This window comes from Micromonospora sp. BL4 (genome assembly GCF_003667505.1).
Taxonomy (GTDB): domain Bacteria; phylum Actinomycetota; class Actinomycetes; order Mycobacteriales; family Micromonosporaceae; genus Micromonospora.
In genome coordinates this window covers 101,151-122,423 of the sequence record NZ_RCVJ01000054.1, presented here as the reverse complement: position 1 = coordinate 122,423, position 21,273 = coordinate 101,151, and the positions used below count along the sequence as shown (strand labels likewise).

Sequence of the window (21,273 nt, the reverse complement as noted above, 5' to 3'; positions counted from 1 at the left end):
GGGATCAGATCACCCGCAGCTTCCCGGCGGCCATTTCGGCCACCCGATCGCAGGCCCGGGTCATCGCCCGGTCGTGGGAGACCACGATCACCGTCACCGGAAGCTTCGCCAGCAGGGTGGCGACCTGTTCCTGGCCGTCGAAGTCCAGCGCGGCGGTGGGTTCGTCGGCGAACAGCGCCCGCGCCCCGGCGGTGACCGCGCCGAGCGCGCGGGCCAGGAACACCCGCTGCAACTGCCCGCCGGAGAGGGTGTGCAGCGGGCGGTGGCCGAGCCCTCCGACGTCGAGCTGACCGGCGGCCTCACGGGCAGCGTCGGGATGTCCACCGCTGTCGAGCAGTTCGTCGACCAGCAGCGGGAAGCGGCCCGGCGCGAGGCGCTGCGGCACCCAGGCCACGTCCCGGCGGCGTCGCGCCCATTCGACGCCGCTGCGGGCCGACTCCCCGCCCACGGTGACCGTTCCGCCGGTAGTGGGGTGCAGGCCGAGCGCGGCCCGCAGCAGGGTCGTCTTGCCGGAACCGTTCGCTCCGGTGAGGGCCACGTGTTCGCCGGCGGCCACGTCGAGGTCGACCGCGTCGACCGCGGTACGCCGTCCGTAGCGGCAGGTGACGGTCGTGAAGGTGATGGCGGCGGTCACTCGGCCTGCCCGGTGAGGCGTTCACGTAGCCACCGCTTGTCGACCTTGCCGGCGGCCGACAGGGGCAGCGTGTCGAGCAGAACGAGCCGCTCGGGCAGCTTGGCGTGTTCCAGCCCGTGCACGTCGGTGAGGTAGTCGGCCAGTTCGGTGAGCGTCGGTGCGTCGGCACCCTCGCGGACGGCGATGCAGGCGGCCATCCGTTCGCCCATCAGCCGGTCCGCGACGCCGACGCAGGCTACCTGCCGCACGGCCGGATGCTGGGCGATGAGCAACTCCACCTCGACCGGGGAGAGGTTCCGTCCGCCCCGGATGATGATCTCGTTGCGTCGGCCGACCACGTGTAGGAAGCCGTCGGCGTCGACGCGGCCGAGGTCGCCGGTACGGACCCACCCGCCCTCGACCCGGTAGCGGTCATCGAACTCGGGATCGACGTAACAGAGCGGGCTCATCGGCCCGAGGCCCCAGATTTCGCCGACCTCGCCGGGCGGCACGTCGGCGTCGTCGTCGCCGACGATCCGCACCGCCGCCACCGCCGGGTTTGGTCGGCCCACCGCGTCATGCACCTCACTCGGAGGGTCGAGTGGGTCGGTGGTGCAGTTGACCCCGTCGGCGGAGCCGTAACAGTTGACGAACGCGGTACCGAAGCGGTCCCGGCAGGACTGCACGGTGGCCGGGTCGACCCGCGACCCGCCGGCCACCACCGCCCGCAGCGACGACGTGTTCGTCGTGGCCAGGCGGGGGTGGTCGAGCATCATCGCGAACATCGTCGGCACCCCGAAGACCAGCGACGGCCGGTGCGTGTTGATCAGCTCCAAGGCGCGCCCGGCGTCGAAGCGGGACTGCACGAGCAGGGTGCCGCCGTGCCGGGCGATCGTCACCGCGCTGCCCGAGGAGCCGAAGGACGAGGCAAGGGGCACCAGGAACAGGTTGCGCATCGGCTCGTCACCGTGGTGCAGGGCGGCGATGAAGGCGCCCCGCCCACCCGCCAGGGCGTCGTGCGAGTAGACGATCATCTTCGGGGCGGCCTCCGATCCGGAGGAGACCAGGATCCGCGCGGGCGCCGATGCCGCCGTGGCGACCGGCGTGACCAGCGGCGGCCCGTCGGCCAGCCAGCCCTCCAGGCTGCCGGGGCCGTCGAGCCCGGACACCAGCACGGTACGCAGGTCAGGCAGTTCCGGTCGCATCTCCGTCAGGGCGTCGGCGTAGTGGTGTTCGCCGACCTTGTGCGCGACGACCGCGACCGCCGCCCGGGAGCGGCGCAGCAGGGTGAGGGTGTCGCGGCGGCCCCGCCCAACCGGGTACGGCAGGACGACCGCGCCGATCGCGGCAGCGGCCAGGTCCACCGCGACCGGCCGCCACCCGTTGGACAGCTGTACCGCGATCACCTCACCGGGCGCCAGCCCGTCGCGTCGCAGCGCACCGGCGAGCCGCAACGCCGCCGCCCGCACCTGGGCGTACGTCATCTCGCCGTCGTCGTCGATGACCGCGACTCGGTCCGGGTGGGCCGCGGCGTGTTCGGCGAACAGGTCGTAGAGGGTGCGGCCGGGGTAGTGGCCGGTGCGGGCCCACCAGTCGCGTAGCGCGGTGGGGACCAGGTCACGGACGGGCAGGATGGTCATGGCGTGAACCTCCACGGTGGGCGGACGAAGGCGCAGCCGTCGATCTCGATGAGGTCGGCGGCAGCCGGGTCGCCGGCCAGCTCACCTGGCTCGGGGCACACCCGCACCGCCCGTACCCCGGCCGCGTCGAGGCGGGCCACCGCCTCGCCTGCGGTGAGGGTGGCCGCGTCACCGAGCGTCGTCTGTGCGACGGCCAGATCGCTGCCGGCGGCGAGCATGATGTGTCCGTCGGCGACCGGCGTCGGCACATCCCACCGCCCCCACACCGGCCGGGCCGCGGGTAGGGGCCCTTGCAGGACCCCGGCGGCCGACAGCAGCGAGGTGTCCACCCGCTGCCCACGTCGGTCCCGCTGCCGCGCGACCAGGGCCGCCAGAACACCCTCGGCGCAGACCAGGCCGCCGAGAACGTCCAGCAGGGTCATCAGCGAACCGGCCGGCGGCTCACCGGCCGGCCGCAGCTGATCACCGAGCCCGGAGTACGCCTGGGCGACGAAGTCGGTGCCCGGCGGCGCGTCCGCCCCACGCGAGTCACCCCAGCCCGAGGCGTGCGCGTACACCAGGCCGGGGTTGCTCGCGACGAAGTCGGTGGAGTCGAGGTCGAACTCGGCGGCCTTGCCGGGCGCCCAGTTGTGCAGGAACACGTCAGACTCGTCGGCCAGGTCCCGCACCGTCGTGCGGCCGGAGGCCGAGCGCAGATCCACCTCGACGATCCGTTTGCCCCGGTTCAGCGCCAGGAACCGCGCCGAGCAGTCACCGACCATCGGTGGCATCCCGCGTAACGGGTCGCCGCCGGCGGGCTCCACCCGGGTCACCTCCGCGCCGAGCAGGCGCAGCACGTGACCGGCGAGCGGCCCCTGGATTCGCCGACCCGCCTCGAGCACCCGCAGCCCGTGCAGCGGGAGCCGGCCTGCCGGCAGGTCCGGCAGCGCGCCTGCGGGAGCACCGGCACGGATCCTCCAGGGTGCACCGAATCGGCCGTCGGGGCCAGCGTCAACGCGACGCGCGGTGAGCCCGCGAACCTCCTGCACGGCCACCCCCGCCGCATGCGCGCTGGCGCACAACTCCGCGAACGGCCTTCGGCGGGTGATCTGATGCAGTGCGGGCGGAATCGGGGCGGCGGCGGTGGCGTAGCGGAGCACGAAAGCCCGCCAGCCCCGGGCCACGTCGCCGGGTGTCGCACCGAGCGCGGTCCACCAACAGCGCCACGGCTCCGGGTCCAGGGTCTCGACCTCGAACACAACCCCGTCGAGGGAGGTGAACGGCGGTGGCACCCCCGGACCGGTCACCTCCCCGGTGGCATCCGTGTCGCGGGTGCTTCCGGCGGCGAGGTACTGCGACACCGTCAACAGCGCCGCACCGGCCAAGCTCACCCGCACCGACCCGGGGCGCTGCCGCCGCAGGCCGGCCAGAGCGGCGGCCAGCGCGCCCTGTGCCGCAACCACACCGGCCACTGTGGACACATAATCTACGCCGAGGCGCACGGGCCCGCCGGTCGCCCGACCATGCGTGGCCATCAACCCCAGGGCGGCCTGGGCCGTCACCTCGTCCAACAACCGACCGGTCGGATCCGTCCAATCGGTGTGGACGTCGATACCGTCCACCTGTAGCGGGCCACCGGGACGGCGGCGCGCACCCAGCAGAGACAGGTGCTCCACAACGACCACATCCGCCGCTGTCGCGGCGTCTCCGCAGACGGTTGTCCCGGCGAGAGGCGCCGCATCCAGCTGATCGTCCACCACCGGATCGCTACGCACCGGCATCGCCGCCATGCGCTACGTTGATCGCCCGCATACCTCAATAGTCGTGACACGCATCGAGGTAGTTCCCCGCGATCTTCGGGAGTTTGCCGATGACCGAAACGCTGCCCCGTACCGACCTGGCGGGTCGTATCCGCGCCTTCGTCGCCGACCGGATCATTCCCGAGGAGACGCTCCTGCTCGCGGGAGGGGAGGCGGGCGCGCGGACCATGCGGACGTTGCAGCACGAGGCGCGAAAGGCTGGCCTCTGGGCGCTGCCGCTACCGGCGCACCTCGGTGGACACGGGCTCGACCTGAGGACCTACGCACCGCTGGCCGAAATCGAGGGGCGCTCCGATCTCGGACCGACGGCGCTCGGATCGGATCTGCTACTTGACGCCATCATGCTCGACCGCCACGGCACTACGACGGTCCGCGACCGCCATCTCGCGCCGATGGTCAGCGGTGCGGGTGGGCCGAGCTTCGCCATGACCGAGCCGGGCGTCGCCGGCTCCGACCCGTCCGGGTTGAGCACCACCGCAACCCTCGATGGCGACACCTGGCGGATCGCCGGCCGCAAGTGGTTCACCTCCCGTGCCGCCACCGCCGCCTTCACTACCGTCGTCTGCCGCACCGAGACAGCTGCCGACATCCGCAACGCGTTCTCCCTGCTGGTTGTCCCCACCGACGCGGCGGGCTACCGCGTCGTACGGGAACTGACCGTCCTCGGTGCGGGCGGCCAGTACGAGATCGCTCTCGACGACGTACGTGTCCCCGCTGATCATCTCCTCGGTGAACCCGGCCGAGGGCTCCGTATCGTTGGTGAACGACTCGCGCTCGGTCGGACCCTGCGCTGCCTGCGCTGGCTCGGCCAGGCCCAGCGTGCCCACGAACTCATGCTGACCCGGCTGATCACCCGCCACGCCCACGGCGGTCCTCTTGCCGAACAGCAACTCCTGCAGAGCCTTGTCTTCGACAGTCACGCCGACATCGCTGCCGCCCGCGCGCTCACCTATGCCGCCGTCGACGCCCTCGCCAACGGCGGTGACACCCGCGTCGAGGTCGGCACCGCCAAGGTCGTCACCGCCCGCGCTCTGCAGGCTGTCGTCGACCGGGCCATCCAGGTCCATGGTGCCGAAGGGCTCACCGGCGACACCCCGCTGCCGATGCTGGCCCGCACCGCCCGCGCGGCCCGGATCCTCGACGGCCCCGACGAATTGCACATCACCACGGTGGCCCGTCGCCTGCTCAATCCACCACGCTGACCACTACCACGGATGCTCCCGCACCCGTCCCGTCAGCACGGCGAGGACGGCAGCGAGGAAGTAGCTTCCCCACACCAGTTCGTGCCGGGTGCCGACCCCACCGGTGAGGTCGTAGCAGCCGTCCCGCAGCACTCCGTCGTCGCGAAGATGGTGGCCGATCACGTCGTCCACGATCCTTCGGGCTGCCGCACCCCAGCCATCGTGGGCGGTCACCTCGGACAGGGTGAGCAGACCGGCTGCGGTGATCACCGCCGCGGAGGTGTCCACCGGTGTTCCGGGTCGACCGAGCACCGCGACGGGAACGCTCTGCCCGACCTGCTCCACCCACCACCGGGCCGCCCGGCAGCCGGCCTCGGTGAAGTCACCGCCCCACCGCAGCGCGCAAGCGGCCAACCCCAGCACACCCCACGCCTGCCCGCGCGCCCAGACAACCGAGGAAGGTGCCTCGTCGACCGGTGTGCCGTCGGGTCGCAGGAGCACCTCCGGCCAGATGTGACCGTCGGCGCCAACCAACAACTGCATGTGCCGCTCGGCATGGGAACGCGCGAGCCCGTCAAGGTCGTCCCGCCCCGCGTCGGCGGCCATCCCGAGCAGCGACACGGTCCCCGCCAGGGCATCCACACCCGCCTTCGGTGCCGGGCCAGCGCCGAGTGCGCCGCCCACCGGGATCAACCCGAGCCGGCCGTCGAATGCGCCCGCCAGGGCGCCTGCACCGTCGAGCGCAACTCGGCGGGCGGACGTGTCTTCACAGACGCGGTACCCCTGGGCCGCGCCGTACCAGAACGTCATTCCCCGGGTCACCGTGTCGTCGGCGGTGCGAGGAGCCAGTCGAAGCGTCCACTCCAGAGCGGTGGCCTGGTCGGCGGGCAGTCCGGTGACCGCAGCCCGCAGCCACCACCACCCAGCCCAGAAGCCGCCCGTCCAGGAGCCCCGGCGCGTCGACACCCACTCACCGGAGACCGGATCCGCGTACAGCGGGAACCGGTCGCCCACCTGACCGGCGACGATCGGGAGCCGCCGCAGCAGCGCGTCCAACGCGTTGTCGTAGCCGTGGTCGTTCACGCAGCGACCAGCTCACGAGCACTGGCCGAGCGGACCCGCACCGCCAGCATCGCCGTGCCGGCGAACACCGCGGCGACCACCAGCCACGCCATGCCCCACCCGCCCACGTCGGCGCACCAGCCGACCGCCGCCGGCCCGACCACGAAGCCGCTGAAGAAGCCCAACGACACCAGCCCCGATGCCCGGCCCAGCGCCTTACCCCGGCGCAGCACAATGAGCATCGACACTGCGTTCGCCGCGGTCGCTGATCCGCCGACCACCACCGCACCGGCCCACACCAGGCCCGACCAACGGTGATCGGCGGCGAACACCAGGACCACCCCGGCGACCGCCGCCGCCGCCAACCACGCCAACGCCACCACCACATCCGAGGTACGGTCCGCCCACCGTCCCCACCACAGCCGCGCGAGCAGACCCGTCACCCCGAACGTGGCGAGGAGCAACCCGGCCGCACCGGTGTCCAAGCCCAGCCGCTGTGTCGCGTACAGCGGGAGGTAGGTGTTCACCGCCGCCAGCCCGGTGCCCAGCAGCAGCGAGAACGCCACCAGCCAGGCCAACCAACCCGACGGCGCCGACAGTCGCCACCACCGCCCGACCGCTGCCCGCTGCCCGGACGCCGGAGCCCACCACCACACGGCGACCACCACCGCCAGCGGCACCACCGTCGACACCCGCAGCGCCACCCGCCACCCGGCCAGCGCTGCCACCGCCGGCAGGACGAGACCGCAGGCGAACGCCGCCGCCTGCACTCCCGCCTGCTTCACCCCGATCGCCATACCGCGTCGCTCCGCCGGGACCGCCTGAGCCACCAGCACGTTCGTGGCCGGATTGGCCAGGGCCTGACCCACGCCCGCCACCGCCACCGCCACCAGCAGCCATCCATAGCTGGGTGCCACGGATGCGCCGAGCAGAGCCGCCACCACCGCCCCACACAACGCCACCAGCCCTCGTCTGGCTCCCCACAGGTCGATCAGGTGACCGGCCAGGAGCGACACCGCGGCCGCCACCGCGAAGGACACCGTCACCAGCCCACCCACCGCCGCCCGGGACAGGCCCAGGTCGGCCACCAGGAACGGGGCCAGCGCCGACGTGGCGTACAGCACCGTCATCGACGTGGCCATCGCCGCCGTCGACACCCCCGTCGGGCCCCACCAGCGAACAGCCGTCATCAATGCACCCCGTCACGGTAGCGCCATACCTGTCGAGTATCAGTCGGCCCACGGCGGGAACCAGTTCCCGTAGCTTCACGGCCGGATTCGCAGCGTCCGCTCAGGGCAGGTTGATCGTGTACTCGGCGGTGTGCACCTTTCCGCTCACCTGGAAGTCGAAGAACGCCCGGTACCGGCCTGAACTCGGTGCCGTCAGCCAGAACTGGACCGCACCGTCGACAAGCTCCTGTTCGGGATGGACGTGCACGTAGCCGAGGTCGCCCTCGCGGACGACGACCAGGTGCCCGTACGTGCCCAGGTACCGCTCGAGCTGGGCGGGCGTGGTCGTGTCGGCGCTCTTGACCTGGAACTGCATCGGCGCCGTCACTCCCACGGCCGGGGTGCCGTTCATCGACACCGCGTACGGCCCGGCCGTCGCCTGTGCCTGCGCCGGCGGGAGGGCGGTGGGGGTGTGCGCGCCGGGCACGGTGTGGTCGACGCCCAGCACGAGGGGTATCTGCGTACCGTTGGTCGTGGTGACGGAGAAGTCGGCGTAGACGCGGTAGCCGCCCGGTCGGGCCAGCGTCAGCGGGACGCTCCAGGTGCCGTCGGGTGCCATCGTCGGATGCAGATGCTGGTAGCCGGTCAGGTCGCGTCCTACCACGATCATGTGCAACGGCTTGTCGTGCACGACCGCGAACTGTGTCGCGGCCTGCCGGTCGGTGCCGACGATCCGGAAACGGTAGTCGGCGCGTACGCCAGCCGGTTGAGACCGCTCCAGCGGTTGCAGGGTGTAGCCACCGGCGCCGATCGTCGTCCCGGTCGCCAGCGTCTCGCCCGTCGCGCCGTCACCCGGATGGGTGTGTGGGCCGATGCCCGGCGCATGCTGATGCCCGTCGCCCGCGGACACCGCCTGCCCTGAGGCCGGCGAACCGCCACCTGGCTGCCGCGCGTTGTTGGCGGCCGGGCTCTGGTCGGCGGTGCCGATGCGGCCCAACCCGAATCCAGCCAGCAGGGCCAGCACCAGCCCACCGACGAGCAGCGCCAGGTGGCTGTTGCTCAGCCGGGATCCCGGTGCCATGGCGGCGACGTCCACGTCGGACGCCGATGCCGGGTCGACGAGCCCAGGCGGCGACTCGGCGTCCGTCCTGGCGAGGGCCCTTGCCTCCCGATCGGTCGGAACCAGATCGACCGCGACGCCCGTCCGGGCCACGACAGTCGTGTTGCCCTTGCGCGCCGCCGGCACGGTGCCGGGTCGCCGCCTGCTGCCGGCGGCGGGCGCACCAGCGCCGGTGGCCGCACCGGTCCTGCCGCCGACGGTCTTGTTTCCGGAACGGCCACCGGAACTGCGTCGGCCGGAGGTCGCCGGCGATGTGCGGCTCCGGCCGGTGGGCCTTCCCCTGGAAGCCGGGCGGCGACGCCAAACGACGAAGGCGGCCACCACTGCCACGGCGGCCACCGCCCAGCCGGCCCAGGTGATCGCTCCGGGGCCGTCTTCGTCAGTCGACTCGACCGGGGGAGCCGCCGCCGGTTCGGTCGCCGACCCGGCCGGTGTGGTCGGTACCGCCGACGCTTGCCCGGACGTCTTGTGCTGCTCGGTGGCGGCCAACAGCGCCGGGTCCGGCTGGTTCGTCGGCGAACTCCACCCCTGCGGCGCAGCAGTCGTGCGCCCGCTGTAGCGGAAGGTCATCGTGCCTCGGACCGTGTCGCCGTCCGAGGCGACCGACAGGTAGCTCACCGAGTACTGACCCGTCGCGGGCAGATGCGCGAGGGCCACCACCGCCGGGAACCCTGTCGTGTACTCGCGTGGCTCGAACTGCCCGTTGACCAGGAAATACTCCCGCACCGGCTTGTCCAGCGGCTTCGGCTCCCCGTACGTCCAGCCGTTGTCGATCCGGCTGCCACCCGGGGCGGTGATCGTGAAGTACGCGTTGGCGGCGACCTTCTCGGTGAAGTACAGCCGCACCGACGTCAACGGCTCGCGCACCGTCGCGGCGGCCGCAGGGGTCGACATGGCGAGAGTCCCGTGGGCTGCGGCCGGCTGACCGGACGCGAGCAGTGCGACCACCGAGGCGAGGGCGAGCGCGAGCAGGCCCGAAACCACCCGGCCAGGAGCCTGAGGGAGATGACGCATCTGAATATCCTCGCCGTGCCGAGGCTTTTTGCAATAGGGCGCGATCTTTTTCCTCAGATAGCAAAAGTTGGAGGTGCGCCGACGGTGCTGCGCCGCAACGAGTTCCGCGGCGGTATCTCGTGGCCGGTTGTAGTCGTCTGGTCCCAGCCCGGCGATGCTCAGTGCGAGTTCAGGGGGCCCGCGCCGTCATGCGACACCTGGCTCGATCGGTTGGAACAGAAGATGGATGGCACCGTCGAGGTCCAGGCGCTGAATGTTGATGCCGTACACCGGTTCGAGGACGGCGGGTTCCAACACCTCGTCGACGGTGCCTGCGGTGACAACCCCCTCTTGCCCCAGCAGCACCAGGTCGTCGCAGTATCGGGCGGCGAGGTTGAGATCGTGCAGGACCACGATGGAGCAGGTGCCCAGGTTCCGGACCAGCTGAAGGATCTCGTGCTGATAGCGGATGTCGAGGTGGTTGGTGGGCTCGTCGAGGAGCAGGTGGGTGGCCTGCTGGGCGAGGGCACGGGCGATGAGCACACGTTGACGTTCACCTCCGGAGAGGCGGGCGAAGGCCCGGGTCGCGAGGTGCGCGGCGCCGACCCGGGTCAGGCAGCGGGCGGCGATCTCGTGGTCGGCCTTACCGGTGCGTTGGAACGTTGACAGGTGTGGCCCGCGGCCCAGGAGCACCAACTCCGCGACGGTCAGCGCCGTCTCACCGCCGGTCTCCTGGACGACGACCGCGAGCCGCCGGGCGGCTTCCCGTGGGGCAAGGGTGCCCAGGTTGTCGCCGTCGACCAGTACCTGCCCGGCGCCGCTGCGCAGGGCGCCGTAGAGAAGCCGCAGCAGGGTGGTCTTGCCGCTGCCGTTCGGGCCGATCAGGCCGAGTACCCGGCCGGGCCTGGCGGTCACGCTCACCCCGTCGATGACGGGGTTCGTGCCGTACCGCCAGGAGACCCCGGTCGCCTCGATCACGCGGGCGCCTTGAAACGCTGCACGATCCGCTCGAGGCCGTCGATCGACAGCGGGGTCGGCGGCTCGGTGAAGTTGAACAGCTGGGTCATGACGTTCCCGGTACGGACCGCGTTGAGCTTCTCGGCGCCGGGGAGACCGGTCAGGGCCTGCTCGACGGCCTTGGGGTCGCCGTCGTTGTAGAGCAGGATCAGCACGTCAGGGTTGCGGCCGAGCAGTTCTTCGACGGTGACCTCGAAGACGCGCTCCTTGACGTCGCCGAAGACGTTGCGGAAACCGGCCGCCTCCAGCTGCGGCTGGGCCATGCTGGTGGTGCCGTAGGCGTAGGTGGTACCGCCGCCGACGGTGGGGTAGAGCACCGCCGCGGTACGTCCGGACGCGGAGCCCACCTCGGCCTTGACCTTGGTCATCCGCTCCTTCAGCGCGGTGACCGCCGTCGCCGCCTCGGCCTCGCGGCCGAACACCTTGCCGTAGGTCTGCATCTGGGAGTAGATGTCGTCGAAGGTCGGCACGGTGGTGCTGTCGGGGCACATCGCGGGTTCCTCGAGCAGGGGGATACCCACGGCGGAGAGGGTGTCACGGGACAGGTTGTTGGCCTCGCCGAGGACCAGGTCCGGTTGCTGGCTGATCACCACCTCTTTGGAGATCTGCAGGTGTCCGCTGGTGTCGGTCTTCTCGGTCAGCAGCGGGACCTTGTCCAGTTCGGCCAGGGTCGCGGCGTCGTAGTACTCCTTCGGGTACTGCCCGGCCCGGGCGGTGACCCGGTCCATGACACCGAGGGAGTGCAGGTACGGGACGGCGGCGCTCTTGAGTAGGACGACCCGCTTCGGCGCGCTGGTGAAGGTGACCTTCGCGCCGCAGTTGGTGAGAGTGACCGGGCTGCCCTGGCCTGCCGTTGTGGGCTCGTCACCGGCGCCGCCGCATCCGGCGGCGAGCAGCACGAGAGCGGCGGTGGCGGCGGTGACGGCGAGACGCCGTGTCTTCATTCGGTTTCTCCTTGAGACGGGCCGGGTTCAGGCGCCGGAGGCGTGCAGACGGCGGATCAGGATCAGCAGGAAGGGAGCGCCGAGCAGCGAGGTGATGATCCCGATCGGGATCTCCTGGGGGGCCAGCAGGACCCGAGCGAGCACGTCGGCCCAGACCAGGAGGACGGCCCCGAGGATGGCGGCCACCGGCACGACACGTACGTGTGGCGCCCCGACGAGGCGGCGGGCCAGGTGCGGGACGACAAGCCCGACGAAGCCGATGCTGCCGGCGGCGGACACCAGCACGCCGACGCTGAGCGAGACCACGACGAGCAGGCCCATCCGGAATCGGGCGGGTGACACACCCAGGGTCTGCGCGGTCTCGTCGCCGATGGCCAGCGCGTCGAGCCGTCGCCCGACGATGGTCAGGTAGAGGACTGTGCCGCCCAGCACGATCGCGGCTATCAGCAGCAGGGCGTTCCATCGGGCCAGTCCCAGCGACCCGAGGAGCCAGAACATCACCGAGCGGGCCCCCTCGGCCGATCCGGACGCGAAGATCAGAAAGCTGGTGGTGGCGTACAGCGCGTATCCGACCGCGACCCCGGACAGCAGCAACCGGAGTGAGGTCAACCGGCCGCCGCTGCGGGCGATCAGGAAGACCAGCAGTGACGCCGCGAGCGCGCCGGCGAAGGCGCTGGTGGACAGGGCGTACTGGCCGAACCCCGCGCCGGCACCGAACAGGATGGCCGCTGCGGCGCCGCTGGAGGCGCCGGAGTTGATGCCGAGCAGGTACGGGTCGGCCAGCACGTTTCGTACCATCGCCTGCAGCGCCACCCCGCAGACCGCGAGCCCGGCGCCGACGAGCATGCCCAGCAGCACGCGTGGCAGCCGGACCTGCCAGACGATCGCCTCCTGCGGCGGCGTCCAGGTCACGTCGCCGGGTACGCCAAGCAGTTGGTGCCCGATGATCCGGGCCACGGTCAGCGGGGGGATCCCGATCGCACCGGACCCGACCGCGACCACGCCGGTCAGGATCAGCCCGGCCGTCAGCGCGAGCAGCCAGATCGCCGTCCGACGTCGTTGCGCCGCGACACCGAGTAGGCCCTCCGATCCCTCCGACAGGCTGGTGGCCATCGCCGTACTCCCTATTGCCGGTATATGGCTTCTGCCAAAGCTTGGCAATAAGCTAACAGCAAGATCAATCGGGTGGAAGTCGGTGAGCCGCTGGTCACAGCGGAGTTCCGGCCTGCACGCCGCCGAGCGTCGAGGCTGCGGGCGTACGCGCCGACCCGGCACGTCGATGACGGCCCGCAGCCCATCTGGTGACGCGGCGGCGGGGGCGCTGAGTTTTTCCGATCTTGTACCCATCCGTCTGCGGGTCGGGCTCGAATGCCTCATGTCAGCAGCACTCGAGTACAGACATCTGAGGAGTTCGTATGAAGCGGCGCCTGTTTGCCACGGTCGGCGTAATCACCGTGCTGGCCCTGTCCGCCTGCGGGGGCACCGACAGCGAGAACACGGCCGGCGGTGCGAGTGCCCCGCCGAGCATGTCGGCGAGCGCGCCGATGGCCTCGGCGTCGCCGTCGATGATGGCGGGGCAGTTCGGCTCGGGCTGTGCGTCGGTGCCGACGGACCCGGCGAACCCGGGCAGTTTCGAGGCGATGGCGAAGGTGCCGGTGGCCACCGCCGCGTCCGGTAACCCGCTGCTCTCAACGCTGGTGACGGCCGTGAAGAAGGCCAACCTGGTGGACTCCCTCAACGGCGCGCAGGGCGTGACGGTGTTCGCGCCCACCAACGAGGCGTTCGCCAAGATTCCGAAGGCCGACCTGGACAAGGTCCTGGCCGACGACGCGATGCTGAAGAAGGTCCTGACCTACCACGTGGTGACGACCCAGCTGTCCCCGGACACCCTGGCCGGCACCCACAAGACGCTGCAGGGCGACGACGTCACGGTGACCGGCAGCGGCACGTCGTTCACCGTCGATGGCACTTCGATGGTGGTCTGTGGGAACGTCTCGACCGCCAACGCCACCGTGTACATCGTCGACACCGTTCTGATGCCCAAGAGCTGATGGTGTCCACCGACATCGAGCCCCGGCCGGCGACCCGCCGGCCGGGGTGGTCCCGGAGCATCACCGCCACCCGTGGCCTGGTCGTCGGCGTGCTGACCGCCGGGGTCGCCCTCGGCGTGGCGCATCTCGTCGCGGCGTTGGTCAATCCCGCCGCCGACCCGGTGCTGGCAGTCGGCAGTGTCGCTATCGACCTGGCACCGCAACCGCTCAAGGCGTACGCCATCCGCACCTTCGGCGCCAACGACAAGATCGCCCTTCTTGGCGGCGTCTACACCCTCCTGACCCTGGCTGCGGTGCTGCTCGGCGCAGGGGCGGTGCGGCGGCGTCGCTACGGCGCGGCCGGTCTCGCCGCGTTCGCCGGTCTCGGTGTTGTCGCCGTCCTGTCCCGCCCGATCACGACGCCGGTGGACATCCTGCCGGTACTGGCGGGTGCCGGCATCGGGATGGCCGCGATGCTGGTGTTGGTGCGCGCCGCCCGCACGGTCACGGCCAGCGCGTCGAGCCGGCCGCGGCTGCTCAACCGCCGCCAGTTCCTCGCCACGACGGCAGGGGCAGCGCTCACCGCCGGCGCCACGGCAACCATCGGCCAGGCTGTCGGTCGCCGCAGCGCGGTGGGTGCCCGTGCCCGCGCAGCCGTTCGCCTACCGCCGCCGGTGCGTCCCGCACCGCCGCTACCCGCCGGTGTGTCCGCCAGGGTGGACGGGGTCTCGGCGTTCCGCACCCCCAACCGGGACTTCTACCGTGTCGACACCGCCCTCACCGTCCCGCAGGTCGACCTGGAGACCTGGCGGCTGACCCTGGACGGGGCGGTCGACCGGCCCCGCACCTGGACATTCGACGACCTCCTCGCCCGTGGACTCGTGGAGCGCGACATCACCCTCAATTGCGTGTCCAACGAGGTCGGCGGCCCCTACGTCGGCACCGCTCGCTGGAGCGGGGTTCCCCTGGCGCCGCTGCTCCGCGAGGCGGGTATCCACCCCGGGCAGAACCAGCTCGTCAGTCGCTCAGTGGAGGGCATGACCATCGGCACGCCACTCGAGGCGATCCTGGACGGCCGCGACGCGCTCCTGGCCGTGGCCATGAACGGTGAACCCCTGCCCCTGGAACACGGCTTTCCCGTCCGCATGCTCGTACCCGGCCTCTACGGATACGTCGGCGCCTGCAAATGGCTCACCTCCATGAAGGTGACCACGTTCGACGCGTTCGACCCCTACTGGGTACAGCGAGGGTGGGCCGCCGACGCACCCGTCAAGACCGCATCCCGCATCGACACCCCGAAACCCTTCGCCCAACGGCGGGCCGGCCCCGTCATGCTCGCCGGTGTCGCCTGGGCGCAACGTCGCGGGATCACCGCCGTCGAGGTGCAGATCGACGACGGGCCGTGGCGGCAGGCCCGCCTCGCCGACGGCCCGTCACCGGACCTGTGGCGGCAGTGGACCTACCGTTGGGACGCGCCTGTCGGCAGTCACACCCTGCGCGTCCGGGCAACCGACGGCACCGGCGCCACCCAGACCGGGCAACGGGCCACACCCTTTCCTGACGGCGCGACCGGCTGGCACAGCACCACCGTCACCATCACCTGATCCGGCGCCCTCGGCGCAGGCCGGTCAGCTGGCTGCTCACGACCGCACCAGATGAATGGCTCGCCGCCCGGACCGGAAAAGAACTCGGTCCAGCACCCATCCGGTGGTCGCCCCGCGACGAATCCCTCCCGACAGCAACCGAATGCCAACGCCGATCCGGCGGAGACGGAGATTTGTTGTGAGACTGTCCCGAGCCCTGCTCACCGTGCCCGCGGCAGCGCTGATCCTCGCGCTCCCGGCAGTCGCGTACGCCGACGAGAGCGTGCAGGTCCAGTTGCAGGACCTCAACGAGACCGGTGCCACCGGTACCGCGACGTTGACCGCGACGAGCGGCGGTGACCTGAAGGTCATGGTCCGGTCGAAGGGCATGACGCCGAACTCGCCGCACGCCCAGCACGTGCACGGCGCCGCGAACGGCATGGACTTCCACTGCCCGGACAAGTCCGCGGACGCCAACGGCAACGGCTACGTCAGCACCGAAGAGGGCCTCAAGATGTACGGGGACATCTTCATCTCGCTGACCACCACCGGAGACACGACAAAGGCCAGCGGCCTGGCGGTGGACCGGATGCCGAAGGCCGACGCCAAGGGCAACCTCAGCTACGAGCGCACCATCCCCGCTGCGGACCTACCGAAGGGCACCGTCGAGCACCTGAAGGACCTGCACCTCGTGCAGCACGGCATCGACGCCAACAAGAACGGCACGTACGACATGGAGGCGCTCGGGGAGTCGACGTTCGCCAAGTCCGTCGGCGTCAACGGCATCCCCGCCGAGGCCACCGACCCCGCGACGTGCGGCATGGTCAGCGGCGCGGCCGCCGGCTCCGTACCCGCCGGGGGAGTCGCCACCGGCGACGGCAGCACCTCCGGTGGGTCGCCGATGATGATGTACACCGTGGGTGGCATCGCGCTGCTCGGCGCCGCCGGTGCGGTCGTCGCGCGCCGCCGGCTCGCCGTCGAGCGCTGATTCGGATCATCCGATGGACAACGGCGACGCACCAGTGCCGACCGACCGCCGCCAGGGGCACCGCACCCTCCTGACGGTGGCCGGCGTCCTCACCGTGACGGCGGCCGTGTCGATCGGTCTCGCGGTGGCCGACCGGGGTGGTGATCCACCTCGGCCCGACGCCTCCGCTGCGGCACCAGCCGCGAAGGCGTCGCCTGCTCCGGCGACCAGGCCGGGCGAACTGACCTCGGGACCACTGATGGCCAGCTCGCCGCCGGTGCGGGTGTCGATCCCGTCGTTGCGGGCCACCGCCGCGATTGTCGCCCTCGGCCTACAGGCGGACGGTGCGATGCAGGTGCCGGACAGCGCCGCCGACGTGGGCTGGTTCACCAAAGCACCGACGCCCGGGGCGCTCGGTCCGGCCGTGCTGGCCGGGCACGTCAACTGGAAGGGCCGTCGCGGGACGTTCTTCGATCTGGGCAAGCTGTCCGTCGGCGCCGGCATAACGGTCAACCGTCAGGACGGCAGTACCGCGATGTTCACCGTCAGCAAGGTCGAGCAGTATCCCAAGGACCACTTCCCCACCGATGAGGTGTACGGGGCCACCGACCACGCGGCGCTCCGCCTGATCACCTGCGGCGGCCAGTTCGACGACACCACTCAGCACTACCGCGACAATGTCATCGTCTACGCGCGCCTCGCCCACGCTCATGCCGCCTAGCACCGGAGTAACCGGCGGCGGCACAACGCACCGCCGCCAGCACAGGAGAGGACATGCCGACGATGAGCGGTGACCCGGAACAGGCGCGGCGGTTGCGATCGGTGCCGCCGGACACCGCGAACCCACCGAGCGCCGACGAGTTGCTGTCTCGGGTGGCACGGGGTGACGAGGCCGCGTTCGCGGCGCTGTACGACGCCGTGGCGGGCAGGGTCCTCGGGTTGGCCCGCCGGGTGGTGCGCGACCCGGCGCAGGCGGAGGAGGTGACGCAGGAGGTGATGGTCGAGGTGTGGCGCACCGCTGGCCGCTTCGACGCCGGTCGTGGCTCGGCCTCGGCGTGGATCCTCACCATGGCACACCGCCGGGCGGTGGATCGGGTGCGCTCCGAGCAGGCCCACACCGACCGTGCCTCGCGGGTCGCCGCGACCGAGTCGCACGCCCCCTACGACGAGGTGGTCGAGGATGTCACCGCCCGGTTGGAGCGGGAACAGGTCCGCCGGTGCCTGGGCCGGTTGACGCCGGTGCAGCGGGAGGCGGTGGCCCTGGCCTACTACGGCGGCCACACCTACCGTGAGGTCGCCGAAAAACTGAAGACACCGCTGCCGACGGTGAAGACGCGGATGCGCGACGGGCTGATCCGGATGCGCGACTGCCTGGGCATCGAGATGGAGGGACGGGCATGAGCGCCGACATCCACACCCTCGCCGGCGCGTACGCCCTGAACGCGGTCGACGACCTCGAGAGGGCTGCGTTCGAGCGGCACCTGACCGACTGCGAGCCGTGCCGCCGGGAGGTGGCCGAGCTGCGCGAGACGGTTGCACGGCTCGCCGACGACACCGTCGTCGAGGCCACACCCCCGGGGTTACGGGAGCGCACCCTCACCCAGGCGGCGCGCACCCCGCAGCTGCGCTCCGGTGCCGCAGACGACAGCGCGAGACGGCAGGCAGGCAGGTGGCGACGGCTCACCGTGGCCGCCGCCGCAGCCGTCCTCGTGGCCGGTGGGGCGAGCGCGGTCACCTGGACCGTGAGCAACGATCGGATCAGCGACGAGCAGGCCAGCAGCGCCCAGGCCCGGCAGATCGCCGCCGTCCTGGACGCCCCGGACGCCCGGGTGTTCGAACGGTCGCTGCAGCCCGGCGGCGCCGCGACCGTGGTGGTCTCGCGCGACCGCGACCGAGGAGTGGTGCTGCTGCGCGACCTGCCCGAGCCCGGCCCGGGGCGGATCTACGAACTCTGGCTCATCCGTGGCAGCGAGCCCCGCAAGGTGGGACGACTCGCCGAGGGGGTCCGGGCGTCGACCGCGGTCATTGGCCCGATCGCCGAGGCTGGGACGTTCGGGGTGTCCAATGAGCCCGTGGGTGGCTCCGCCGCCCCGACCCGGATCGTGGGTACGGTCGAGCTGAGCTGAGCCCGGGCCGGCCGCGGTCACGCTGTCGGCCGGCCCGACCCGTTTCCTGCGACCACGCCGCCGTTGAAGATGCCGGTCGTCTGAGCTTCACCGGTGAGGAGGCCGGGGTTGAGATCGTTGTTGGTGTAGGCGGCGCCGCGCTGCGTCCCGGCGACGGCCTCCTGCGTCAGCCGCGCGTTCGATGGCGGCAGCGGCACCATCAGCACGCTGAAGTTCTGTCGCGGATCGGTAAACCCTGGGGCCCGGTGCGGTGTCTTGGTAACCGACGGGGACCGGGAGGCCAGATGCGAGATTCGCGTGGTGCGGAGTTCGACGATTTCGTTCGTGCGCGATCGGTGGCCCTGCTGCGGGTTGCTTATCTGCTGACGGGTGATCGACACGCGGCGGAAGACCTGCTTCAGGAGGTGCTGGAGCAGGTGTACGTGCGCTGGCGTCAGGTGCGAACCACACCGGAGGGCTACGCCAGGCGGGCACTGGTCAATCGGGCCGCCAACCGGTGGCGGCGGCGCGCCCGGCGGCCTGAGCAGACGCTGGGAGACGTGGACCGCGTCGAACAGGACCACGCCGATGACGTGGCGCTCCGCGAGGCGGTCATTGCGGCGCTGCTCACTCTGCCGCCTCGGCAGCGCGCCGCGGTCGTCCTCCGATACCTGGAGGACCTGTCCGTCGCCGACGTGGCCGCCGCACTGGCCTGTTCCGAAGGCGCGGTGAAAAGCCAGGCGTCGCGAGGCCTCGCTCACCTGCGAGAGGCGTTCGCCGGATCCGACCTCGTCGTGTCCTTCACCAACATCTCCCGGAGCTCGCGATGACTATGCATGACAGTGACGTGCGCGCCATCCTGCAGCGCGCGACGGATCATGTGACCGGCCCTCCGGACCTTCTCGACAAGGTGCGCCGAGGTGGGCGACGCCGGATCATGCGTCGCCGGGCCGTCCTGGCCGCGGCTTTCGCAGTTGTCGTGGCAGCCCCTCTGGTCGGTGCACTCCAGTTCCCGGGCACCAGGGACCGGGGCGAGGTCGCCTCGCCGATCTTCGGCCAGGCGACACGTGGAGACCTGGCTGGCGACAAGGGTTATCTGCGGCAGGTCCGCGAGAGGTGGCTGCGTCGCTTCGAAGAGAACGCTCTGGACGAAGGTCTGCGCGGCGAGCCGCACGTGGTCTGGGCGGGACGTACGCCGGCAGGCCCCGCCGCCTACGTCGCCCAACGCACCGCCAACAATCCGGCGGTGAGTGATCCGCCGGGCGACCGCATGGTCGCGGTCGCGGCGTTCGTCGAGCCCACCGCCGACGGGCCACGTGTCATGGACCCGGAATCGGTTACCGACACCGGCACCCACGGCAACTCGCAGGCCGCCCTGCTGGGCCCCGATCGAAACGTGCTGCTCGTGCTCGACGCCGGAGCGCCGGTCGAGTTCTCGCCGGAATTGCGGTACACGGCAGACGGCAGGATCGACCGTACCTTCCAGCCGGTCGCGTTCCGGGACGGCGCCGCCGTACTGCAGGTGCCGCCGCAGCGCACGAAGATCACGGTCGCTCTCGCCAGGACACCGGTCAGCATGGAAAACCAGGTCCACATCACCAACGCCACGGACATTCTGTTCCCGAACGACGAGGACCTGCCGCCGCAACCGACCCTCAGCCACACGCTGGCCGGCGCGGAGGAAGTGTGGGGCGACAAGGACGTCTCTGCGGAGCCGGCCTTCGACGCCTACTACGACGCGGGCGGCGCCCACACCCACGACGGGTCCCCCCTCCTGTACATCAAAGGTGCCACCCCGGACGGCCGGCGGCTGCTGCTCCAAACCATTCAGTACGACGACGACCCGGCCCGCGTGATCGTGCTGCTCGCCCGCGGCGACGGTCCCTTCACGGCGGCGGCCAGCGGGTTCGTGGACTGGAATGCGCCGTTGCCGGTGCGGCTGCGGCTGCCCGACGAGCAGGGCATTCTGGTCGCCGCCGAGGGCGCAGCGCTCAACTATCGGATCGGCACCGGGAAGTGGCACGACGCCGGCCGAGACGCGGCCCTGCTGCCCCACAACGCCACCGAGGTCCGTGTCACCCCCACCAACGGCAAAGCCAGCACCGTGACCACCGGACCCTGACCGCCGAGCCTCACCGGCAGCTCGCGGCCCGCAACGCGGGCTGCGAGCTGCCCGTCAGACCAGCCCAGCTCATCGTCGGTGGTCTGCCCCACGAAGTCCGCCGCGGATTGCCGCCTTCGAGAGTCCATCATGGAGCCCGGACGCGGTGTACCGTCGCCGCATGACGGTGCTGCAGGAGTTTGTCGCCGCTCTTTCCAGCGGCCAGATCCAGGTTGTCGACCTCACCGCTCCGCTCTCGGACCAGACCCCGATCCTGGGTCTGCCCGAGCAGTTCGGCCAGACCTGGCCGTTCCAGCTCAGCGAGATCAGCCGATACGACGACCGCGGTCCGGCCTGGTACTGGAACAACTTCTCCACCGGCGAGCACACCGGCACCCACTTCGACGCCCCGGTGCACTGGGTCACCGGTCAACAGGGCGCGGACGTGTCGCAGGTCCCGGTGAGCCAGTTGATCGCCCCGGCGGTGGTGATCGACCACGCCGCCGACGCCGCCGACGACCCTGACTTCCTGCTCGAGGTCGAGCACATCAAGGCGTGGGAGGCGGAACACGGTGCCCTGCCCACCGGTGGCTGGCTGCTCTACCGCACCGGCTGGGACGCGTACGGCGACGACCCGGAGCGGTACGCCAACGGCGGGCGTACCCCGGGCATCTCCGTCGAGTGCGCCCGCTGGCTCGCCGAGGAGTCGCCGATCCAGGGCGTCGGGGTGGAGACGGTCGGCACCGACGCGGGCGCCGCGCATTCGTTCGACCCGCCGTTCCCGTGCCACTCGTTCCTGCTCGGCCAGGAGAAGTACGGCCTGACCCAGCTCCGTAACCTGGCGCAGTTGCCGGCGACCGGCGCGGTGGTGATCGCCGGGCCACTGCCGATCGTCTCCGGGTCCGGCAGCCCGTGCCGGGTCCTCGCGCTGGTCGAACGGTAGGACCGG

General features: G+C 71.3%; 20 protein-coding genes. 10 read left to right on the top strand and 10 right to left on the bottom strand.

Going from position 1 to position 21,273, the window contains the following annotated elements:
• Positions 1-4 precede the first annotated feature (4 nt).
• From EAD89_RS03505 to EAD89_RS03495, 3 genes are read right to left on the bottom strand one after another with little or no spacing between them, the layout of a single operon-like run.
• Complete coding sequence (locus EAD89_RS03505) at positions 5-634, bottom strand: metal ABC transporter ATP-binding protein (protein WP_121674682.1); 630 nt, start codon at positions 632-634, stop codon at positions 5-7.
• Positions 631-2,253 (bottom strand): class I adenylate-forming enzyme family protein, encoded by a 1,623-nt coding sequence (locus EAD89_RS03500; protein ID WP_121674681.1) that lies wholly within the window; start codon positions 2,251-2,253, stop codon positions 631-633. The genes EAD89_RS03505 and EAD89_RS03500 overlap by 4 nt, the downstream gene beginning before the upstream one ends.
• Positions 2,250-4,013: a CoA transferase gene (locus EAD89_RS03495; RefSeq protein WP_255421250.1), complete on the bottom strand. Its 1,764-nt coding sequence runs from the start codon at positions 4,011-4,013 to the stop codon at positions 2,250-2,252. The genes EAD89_RS03500 and EAD89_RS03495 overlap by 4 nt, the downstream gene beginning before the upstream one ends.
• An 89-nt stretch (positions 4,014-4,102) precedes the next feature.
• On the opposite strand from EAD89_RS03495, the gene EAD89_RS03490 reads away from it, so the two are divergent.
• Positions 4,103-5,254 carry an acyl-CoA dehydrogenase family protein gene (locus EAD89_RS03490; protein WP_121674679.1) on the top strand — a complete coding sequence of 384 codons (1,152 nt, stop codon included), beginning with the start codon at positions 4,103-4,105 and terminating at the stop codon, positions 5,252-5,254.
• 3 nt (positions 5,255-5,257) lie between these two features.
• Here EAD89_RS03490 and EAD89_RS03485 read toward each other — a convergent pair whose 3' ends face one another.
• The 6 genes from EAD89_RS03485 to EAD89_RS03460 form a co-directional block, all read right to left on the bottom strand.
• Positions 5,258-6,316 (bottom strand): hypothetical protein, encoded by a 1,059-nt coding sequence (locus EAD89_RS03485; RefSeq protein ID WP_121674678.1) that lies wholly within the window; start codon positions 6,314-6,316, stop codon positions 5,258-5,260.
• A complete protein-coding gene (locus EAD89_RS03480; RefSeq protein ID WP_121674677.1) occupies positions 6,313-7,485 on the bottom strand; it encodes an MFS transporter in 1,173 nt (390 codons plus the stop codon). The genes EAD89_RS03485 and EAD89_RS03480 overlap by 4 nt, the downstream gene beginning before the upstream one ends.
• A 100-nt stretch (positions 7,486-7,585) precedes the next feature.
• On the bottom strand, positions 7,586-9,598 hold the full coding sequence (locus EAD89_RS03475) for a copper resistance protein CopC (protein WP_121674676.1): 2,013 nt from the start codon (positions 9,596-9,598) through the stop codon (positions 7,586-7,588).
• A gap of 186 nt (positions 9,599-9,784) precedes the next feature.
• A complete protein-coding gene (locus tag EAD89_RS03470) occupies positions 9,785-10,555 on the bottom strand; it encodes an ABC transporter ATP-binding protein (RefSeq protein WP_121674675.1) in 771 nt (256 codons plus the stop codon).
• The gene (locus EAD89_RS03465) at positions 10,552-11,538 is read right to left on the bottom strand and encodes an ABC transporter substrate-binding protein (RefSeq protein ID WP_121656251.1); all 987 of its coding nucleotides are present in this window, start codon (positions 11,536-11,538) and stop codon (positions 10,552-10,554) included. The genes EAD89_RS03470 and EAD89_RS03465 overlap by 4 nt, the downstream gene beginning before the upstream one ends.
• Before the next feature lie 27 nt (positions 11,539-11,565).
• Positions 11,566-12,651: an iron ABC transporter permease gene (locus EAD89_RS03460; protein ID WP_121674674.1), complete on the bottom strand. Its 1,086-nt coding sequence runs from the start codon at positions 12,649-12,651 to the stop codon at positions 11,566-11,568.
• A 302-nt stretch (positions 12,652-12,953) separates the two neighbouring features.
• Here EAD89_RS03460 and EAD89_RS03455 point away from each other — a divergent pair, with 302 nt between their 5' ends.
• The 6 genes from EAD89_RS03455 (at position 12,954) to EAD89_RS03430 (ending at position 18,244) form a co-directional block, all read left to right on the top strand.
• Positions 12,954-13,589: a fasciclin domain-containing protein gene (locus EAD89_RS03455; protein ID WP_121674673.1), complete on the top strand. Its 636-nt coding sequence runs from the start codon at positions 12,954-12,956 to the stop codon at positions 13,587-13,589.
• A 77-nt stretch (positions 13,590-13,666) separates the two neighbouring features.
• On the top strand, positions 13,667-15,172 hold the full coding sequence (locus tag EAD89_RS03450; protein WP_233578160.1) for a molybdopterin-dependent oxidoreductase: 1,506 nt from the start codon (positions 13,667-13,669) through the stop codon (positions 15,170-15,172).
• A 178-nt stretch (positions 15,173-15,350) separates the two neighbouring features.
• Entirely contained in the window at positions 15,351-16,139 is a 789-nt protein-coding gene (locus EAD89_RS03445) for a hypothetical protein (protein ID WP_199733400.1), read from the top strand.
• A 13-nt stretch (positions 16,140-16,152) separates the two neighbouring features.
• A complete protein-coding gene (locus EAD89_RS03440; protein ID WP_121674671.1) occupies positions 16,153-16,839 on the top strand; it encodes a class F sortase in 687 nt (228 codons plus the stop codon).
• A 53-nt stretch (positions 16,840-16,892) separates the two neighbouring features.
• On the top strand, positions 16,893-17,519 hold the full coding sequence (locus EAD89_RS03435) for a sigma-70 family RNA polymerase sigma factor (RefSeq protein ID WP_233578145.1): 627 nt from the start codon (positions 16,893-16,895) through the stop codon (positions 17,517-17,519).
• Positions 17,516-18,244, top strand: coding sequence for an anti-sigma factor (locus EAD89_RS03430; protein ID WP_121674669.1), 729 nt, complete (start codon positions 17,516-17,518; stop codon positions 18,242-18,244). The genes EAD89_RS03435 and EAD89_RS03430 overlap by 4 nt, the downstream gene beginning before the upstream one ends.
• A 17-nt stretch (positions 18,245-18,261) precedes the next feature.
• On the opposite strand, the gene EAD89_RS03425 is transcribed toward EAD89_RS03430, so the two are convergent.
• The gene (locus EAD89_RS03425; protein ID WP_121674668.1) at positions 18,262-18,450 is read right to left on the bottom strand and encodes a hypothetical protein; all 189 of its coding nucleotides are present in this window, start codon (positions 18,448-18,450) and stop codon (positions 18,262-18,264) included.
• Between the two features lie 78 nt (positions 18,451-18,528).
• On the opposite strand from EAD89_RS03425, the gene EAD89_RS03420 reads away from it, so the two are divergent.
• The 3 genes from EAD89_RS03420 to EAD89_RS03410 all read left to right on the top strand — a co-directional run bounded on the left by EAD89_RS03420 (position 18,529) and on the right by EAD89_RS03410 (position 21,267).
• The gene (locus tag EAD89_RS03420) at positions 18,529-19,053 is read left to right on the top strand and encodes a SigE family RNA polymerase sigma factor (RefSeq protein ID WP_121656259.1); all 525 of its coding nucleotides are present in this window, start codon (positions 18,529-18,531) and stop codon (positions 19,051-19,053) included.
• A 17-nt stretch (positions 19,054-19,070) separates the two neighbouring features.
• Positions 19,071-20,345 (top strand): hypothetical protein, encoded by a 1,275-nt coding sequence (locus EAD89_RS03415; RefSeq protein ID WP_158610703.1) that lies wholly within the window; start codon positions 19,071-19,073, stop codon positions 20,343-20,345.
• Between the two features lie 160 nt (positions 20,346-20,505).
• Positions 20,506-21,267, top strand: a complete 762-nt coding sequence (locus tag EAD89_RS03410) for a cyclase family protein (protein ID WP_121674666.1) — start codon at positions 20,506-20,508, stop codon at positions 21,265-21,267.
• The last annotated feature ends 6 nt before the right edge of the window (positions 21,268-21,273 follow it).

Excerpts from the sequence above, each read along its gene's own strand:
- EAD89_RS03500 (WP_121674681.1), bottom strand. The coding sequence starts at position 2,253 with ATGACCATCCTGCCCGTCCGTGACCTGGTCCCCACCGCGCTACGCGAC.
- EAD89_RS03495 (WP_255421250.1), bottom strand. The coding sequence starts at position 4,013 with ATGCCGGTGCGTAGCGATCCGGTGGTGGACGATCAGCTGGATGCGGCG.
- EAD89_RS03490 (WP_121674679.1), top strand. The coding sequence starts at position 4,103 with ATGACCGAAACGCTGCCCCGTACCGACCTGGCGGGTCGTATCCGCGCC.
- EAD89_RS03480 (WP_121674677.1), bottom strand. The coding sequence starts at position 7,485 with ATGACGGCTGTTCGCTGGTGGGGCCCGACGGGGGTGTCGACGGCGGCG.
- EAD89_RS03475 (WP_121674676.1), bottom strand. The coding sequence starts at position 9,598 with ATGCGTCATCTCCCTCAGGCTCCTGGCCGGGTGGTTTCGGGCCTGCTC.
- EAD89_RS03465 (WP_121656251.1), bottom strand. The coding sequence starts at position 11,538 with ATGAAGACACGGCGTCTCGCCGTCACCGCCGCCACCGCCGCTCTCGTG.
- EAD89_RS03460 (WP_121674674.1), bottom strand. The coding sequence starts at position 12,651 with ATGGCCACCAGCCTGTCGGAGGGATCGGAGGGCCTACTCGGTGTCGCG.
- EAD89_RS03455 (WP_121674673.1), top strand. The coding sequence starts at position 12,954 with ATGAAGCGGCGCCTGTTTGCCACGGTCGGCGTAATCACCGTGCTGGCC.
- EAD89_RS03440 (WP_121674671.1), top strand. The coding sequence starts at position 16,153 with ATGGACAACGGCGACGCACCAGTGCCGACCGACCGCCGCCAGGGGCAC.
- EAD89_RS03435 (WP_233578145.1), top strand. The coding sequence starts at position 16,893 with ATGCCGACGATGAGCGGTGACCCGGAACAGGCGCGGCGGTTGCGATCG.
- EAD89_RS03430 (WP_121674669.1), top strand. The coding sequence starts at position 17,516 with ATGAGCGCCGACATCCACACCCTCGCCGGCGCGTACGCCCTGAACGCG.
- EAD89_RS03420 (WP_121656259.1), top strand. The coding sequence starts at position 18,529 with ATGCGAGATTCGCGTGGTGCGGAGTTCGACGATTTCGTTCGTGCGCGA.
- EAD89_RS03410 (WP_121674666.1), top strand. The coding sequence starts at position 20,506 with ATGACGGTGCTGCAGGAGTTTGTCGCCGCTCTTTCCAGCGGCCAGATC.